General features: G+C 42.1%; 4 protein-coding genes. All 4 read left to right on the top strand.

The genetic code is table 11. From position 1 onward, the window contains the following. Positions 1 to 316 precede the first annotated feature (316 nt). On the top strand, positions 317 to 2,740 hold the full coding sequence (locus L1D50_RS21270; RefSeq protein ID WP_239966760.1) for a M1 family metallopeptidase: 2,424 nt from the start codon (positions 317 to 319) through the stop codon (positions 2,738 to 2,740). Next, complete coding sequence (locus L1D50_RS21265) at positions 2,740 to 3,228, top strand: DUF6702 family protein (protein WP_138521277.1); 489 nt, start codon at positions 2,740 to 2,742, stop codon at positions 3,226 to 3,228. Before L1D50_RS21270 ends, L1D50_RS21265 begins: the two co-directional genes overlap by 1 nt. A 111-nt stretch (positions 3,229 to 3,339) precedes the next feature. Continuing rightward, positions 3,340 to 4,227: a hypothetical protein gene (locus tag L1D50_RS21260; protein ID WP_138521275.1), complete on the top strand. Its 888-nt coding sequence runs from the start codon at positions 3,340 to 3,342 to the stop codon at positions 4,225 to 4,227. Between the two features lie 464 nt (positions 4,228 to 4,691). Further along, positions 4,692 to 5,285, top strand: a complete 594-nt coding sequence (locus tag L1D50_RS21255; RefSeq protein ID WP_239966759.1) for a 1-acyl-sn-glycerol-3-phosphate acyltransferase — start codon at positions 4,692 to 4,694, stop codon at positions 5,283 to 5,285. Positions 5,286 to 5,390 lie beyond the last annotated feature (105 nt).

The raw sequence follows: 5,390 nt of genomic DNA, 5'->3' as shown, positions 1-5,390 counted from the left end.
ATAAAATGTAGACAATAACCCTGCAAAATACCTTTTTGGCATACAAATTAATTTTTGGACCTTCTGATTTTCTTTAACAAAAACAGAGGATTAAAAAACACTCAAAATAGGATCGATTTCAGTCGTATCTCAATATTGTTACTTTATCTCAAAACTTTGATTTATGCGTTTTTATTTGTCAACTTATTGACTCGTAGCAGGTTTTATTTGTCCTCTTTTGTCACTATGCAAATCACCTCTACTCACTCCAAGCAAAAAACTGAAATAAAAATGTTTATCGGTCAATACCTTGGCAAGATAAAAACGGGAAATAATAATGAAAAAATCAACGCCAGTCGTGTCTTTATTGGTTGCTCTAGTGCTGTCGGGTGTCGCACACGCCAGCGCTATTTCACAAAGCAAAGGGCACTTTGAAGATAAGTTTCGCCAATTAGATGAGACTTTACCGACCCCAAATACCTATCGTAGCGCAGCCGGTGAGCCTGGAGAGCGTTATTGGCAACAAAAGGTGGATTATGATATTGATGTAAACTTGGACGAGAAAGCCAAAAGATTAACCGCTACACAAACCATACATTATAAAAATAACTCTCCTCACACACTCAAATATTTGTGGCTACAGTTAGACCAAAATATCTTCAAAAATGATTCTATCGCCGAGCGCACAGCGACTTTTGGGAACGAATTACAGAGTAATCCGGTTACAAAACATGCAAAAATTTCACTAAATCAACTCAGACGTCAGCAGTTTATGGATGACACAGAACTTGGTTTTGTCATCAATAATGTTAAGGATGGTCGCGGCAAACCGCTTAAGATCACGATTGTTGATACTATGATGCGTGTTGACCTAAACGAACCGCTTAAATCAGGTAAAGATCTACAATTTAGTATGGACTTCGCCTTTAATATTGTTGAAGAAGATGCGGTTGGCGCACGTTCGGGTTATGAGCACTTTGAAAAAGACGGTAATGACATCTTTTTGCTCGCACAATGGTTCCCCCGTCTCACGGCATATACAGATTATGAAGCTTGGACCAATAAGGCCTTTCTTGGCAGTGGTGAATTCACGCTCGAGTTTGGTGACTATGACGTTGAAATTACGGTGCCGGCTGACCATATCGTTTCTGCAACTGGTGAGTTAGATAACCCAAAGCAAGTTCTGAGCAAAACCCAGCGTGACAGGCTAGCGCAAGCAAAAACAGCAAAACGCCCGGTATTCATCGTTACTGAAGAAGAAGCGCTAGAAAACGAAAAAGCCGGTACAGATGACACCAAAACGTGGCGCTTTAAGGCCAAAAATGTGCGTGATTTTGCCTGGGCATCATCCCGTAAATTTATGTGGGATGCTAAAGGTTATCAGCAAGGTGGTGACGAGCAGCCTCTGGTGATGGCCATGTCATTTTTCCCTAAAGAAGGTGGTGACTTGTGGAAAAAGTACTCCACCGAAGCCGTTATTCATACTATGGAAGTTTATTCACGTTTTTCCTTTGATTATCCCTACCCAACCGCGCAGTCGGTAAATGGTCCTGTCGGTGGGATGGAATATCCAATGATCACTTTCAATGGTCCTCGTACGAAATTACAAGACGATGGCTCTCGCACCTATTCACTAGCCGAGAAACGTTTTTTAATCGGCGTTGTCATTCACGAAGTTGGACACATCTACTTCCCTATGATAGTCAACTCAGACGAAAGGCAGTGGACATGGATGGACGAGGGCCTCAATAGCTTCTTAGATGGTGTTGCCGGCCGCGAATGGGATCCCACCATACCTTGGGGCGTTGAGCCAAGGGATATTGCGGCTTACATGAAATCTGAAGATCAGTCTCCAATCATGACGCAATCAGACAGTGTATTGCATCTTGGTCCAAATGCATACACTAAACCTGCTGCGGCTCTTAACATTCTGCGCGAGGTGATTTTAGGCCGTGAGTTATTCGATTTTGCATTTAAAGAGTATGCCCTACGCTGGAAATATAAACGTCCAACGCCTGCCGACTTCTTTAGGACAATGGAAGAGGCTTCTGGGGTCGATTTAGATTGGTTCTGGCGGGGTTGGTTTTACAGCACAGATCATGTCGATATTTCACTAGATAAAATCTATCAATTACGCCTAGACACCAAAAACCCAGACATCGACTTTGGTCGCCTACGTGAGTTTGAAAAGAACAAGCCAATGTCGCTATTTGTCAAGCGTAATCAGGAGGAAGGGCGTTCACTTTGGGTTGATAAAAATCAGGACATAACGGACTTTTACGATAACAATGACCAGTTTACTGTTACTAATGCAGAGCGAAATGAGTATCGTGAGTTTTTATCTGAACTTAAACCTTGGGAAAAACGTGCCCTTGAGCGTGCTGTAAAAGAAGACAAAAACTATTACGTGCTTCAGTTTAGTAATGTCGGTGGGCTTGTAATGCCAATCTTGCTTGAGCTTACTTATCAAGATGGGAGCAAAGAAGAGCGGATTATCCCCGCCGAGATTTGGCGTCGCAATGCCCGCAATGTCAGCAAGCTAATTGTTACCGATAAAGATAGGCCGCTTGCGTCCGTGACCGTTGATCCGCGATGGGAAACAGCTGACGTTGATATTGAGAATAACCATTACCCAAGACGCATTATAGAATCACGCTTGGAGCTTTATAAAAAGAAAGCGCGTGAAGGCAAAGTACATCGCGATATCATGCAAGACGTGAAAGCCGAACTAAAACCATTTGAAGAGAAAAAGGATAACTAATGAAAACCTGGCTCTTTGCCTGTCTACTTGTGCTGGTTTCGCCATTTGGTCAGGCGCACCAATTAAAGGCAGCGATCACTACTGTGTTATTTAATGAACGCAGCGGCAGTATCGAAATTATGCACAGGTTCTATCTCCATGATACTGAGCACGCCGTAGAAAGCCTATTGAGTCACAATGCCGACATCTTTAACAATCCTGCTGATAGAGCAAGCTTTGCAAATTATGTCAGTAAGCGCGTTGAATTAAAAACAGGCGCAGGTAGAGTGCTACCGTTAAACTTGGTAGGTGCGGAAATCGATGGTCAATTCTTTTGGGTGTATCAAGAAACCCCGTTGTTTTCACCAATAACTGAGCTTAAAATGCGCCATAATGCGCTGAGAGATGTGTGGTCAGAGCAGGTCAACTTGGTCAATTTTGAAGGCAAAGGAAAAGTGAGGTCACTGCACTTTGATGGTAATGACGATTGGCTAAGTGTCATGTTTTAGGTTATCTAACTCGCTAAAATAAAAGGCACTTCGGTGCCTTTTTTACTTTATCAACTGACGTTCTGCGCTAAAGTTAAAGCATATATTGTTAATGAGTGATGAGGGAAAGGAATGATGGCCTCAACAAAGCTGATTTTGACTTTTATATTACTAACGTCATACAGCATCTGTGCAAGCGATCTGGTGCGCTATAACATCTCTAAAGAATTTGCTGATCCTAAACAAGACTACTACATCGCGTTGTTAAGACTGGCTTTAAATAAGAGCCGTGATAAATATGGCGCTTACCAACTAAGTGAAAACTCGTTCGATCATACTCCACAAGGACGCACCTTGGAGATTGTTGAACAAGGGAAGCTCTTAGATGTTCACTGGAGTATGACGTCAATCAAGAGGGAAAAGAGTTTAGCCACGATATATGTGCCGCTATTAAAAGGGATGATGGGCGCGCGTTTATTTCTTATCCACAAAGATACTGAAGAACGACTCTCTCAACTAAATTCGCCAGCCCAATTAATGAGTTTCACGCTAGGCAGCGGTATTGACTGGCCCGATACCTCAATCTATGAGAAAAACGGCTTTATTGTCGTTACCAGTAAAGCCTCCTTATTACCAGACATGCTACAAGAGAAACGCTTTGATCTCTTCCCTCGCGCACTTCATGAACCGTGGACTGAGTTACTAAGCATGAATAGTACCGTAGTAGAGTCCAGATTTGCGTTTTGCTATCCCACTGCCATGTACTTTTTCGTCAATAAAAATAACCGTCGGCTCAAGGAGCGCCTCTCTTATGGACTGAATAAAGCCATAGAGGATGGCTCATTTGATAAGCTGTTTTTCGGTCACCCAATTACCCGTGAAGCCATTACAAAAGCAAAATTTGACGATAGAAAAGCATTAAAACTTCAAAACCCAAACTTGAGTGGTCATACAAGGGATATTCTGTTTAACTCCAAATATACTTGGCAACCTATCCACCAGTGTATATCACCCAACTAGGGCTTATCCTGAGTGACAAACTGTTGAAACGAGAGCTATTAGTTTTGTTAGCTTGACCTGATCCTTGGATAAGGAATCAGCTAACTCGTTGTGTTTAATACTCACTTTAACTTCTACTCTTGTCCAGCTTGAGAGTTTTAGAGGTAATACCGCGCCCTGCTCTCGCTAAGGAAGCTACTTCCTGTCAGCAAGGCAAATTTACGCATCAATAGTTGTCTAAAGGAAGGAAGTTCAACGCGGCTAGCGCTAAAATTGGTAGCTAGTAAGGCGGTAATTATAGAGTTTCAGGTTACTTAGGGCTTGGATGGGATTCAAAAGCTAACAACTCAGTCGCTCTTCAAAAGCTCCTCCTTATCCAGCTGTTGGTTCTTTTTTGGGTAATGGCTACCTACGTTTTGCTAGCCAAAATTTTCAGTTAGAATAAATCCATTGCCAGCAAATAAAAAATAAAGAAGGGCATTGTCTTGATCAATATTCCACCTAATATCCCGCGCTCAAACAGCCCTTTCGGTCGAAAGCTTGGAAACTTAATGCTCAAAGCGATGGGATGGAAGATAGTTGGCACCTTTCCAAGTGAAAACAAATTCGTAGCAGCCGTCGCGCCACATACATCAAATTGGGACTTTTTTATTGGCATCGCCGTCAAGCTTTCACTTGATGTTGAAATTCGTTTTCTAGGTAAGCACACCATTTTCATCCCCCCATTCGGCTGGTTATTACGCAAGTTGGGCGGTATTCCAGTTAGGCGAGATACATCTCATGGTATGGTCACGCAGGTTCGCGATATCTTCAATGCCAACGAAAAATTGATTTTGGGCTTGGCCCCTAAGGGAACTCGTAAATACACCCCAGAATGGAAAAAAGGTTTTATCCATATCGCACAATCTGCCGAAGTCCCCATTGTACCTATGGCAATAGACTATCGGAGTAAAACTTTTGTGGTTATGCCTGCAATTGACAATGCTGCAGAGCTCAGCCCTGATCAATTACTTAACCAAGTTAAACAACAATTTTCAAAACGAATGGCAAAATACCCAGAACATGCATCGGGGCTATGAATAAAATCGTTAGCTAAGGCAATAAACTTTAAATATGTAAATCAAACAGATGGAAGCTAACGGATAAATAATGTTATTTATAGAAAAAATAAAGTTAATCTAATC

Source organism: Pseudoalteromonas sp. Isolate6 (genome assembly GCF_022398435.1).
Taxonomy (GTDB): domain Bacteria; phylum Pseudomonadota; class Gammaproteobacteria; order Enterobacterales; family Alteromonadaceae; genus Pseudoalteromonas; species Pseudoalteromonas galatheae.
Note: the sequence above shows the minus strand (reverse complement) of the source record. Positions and strands in the feature narration are given on the sequence as shown.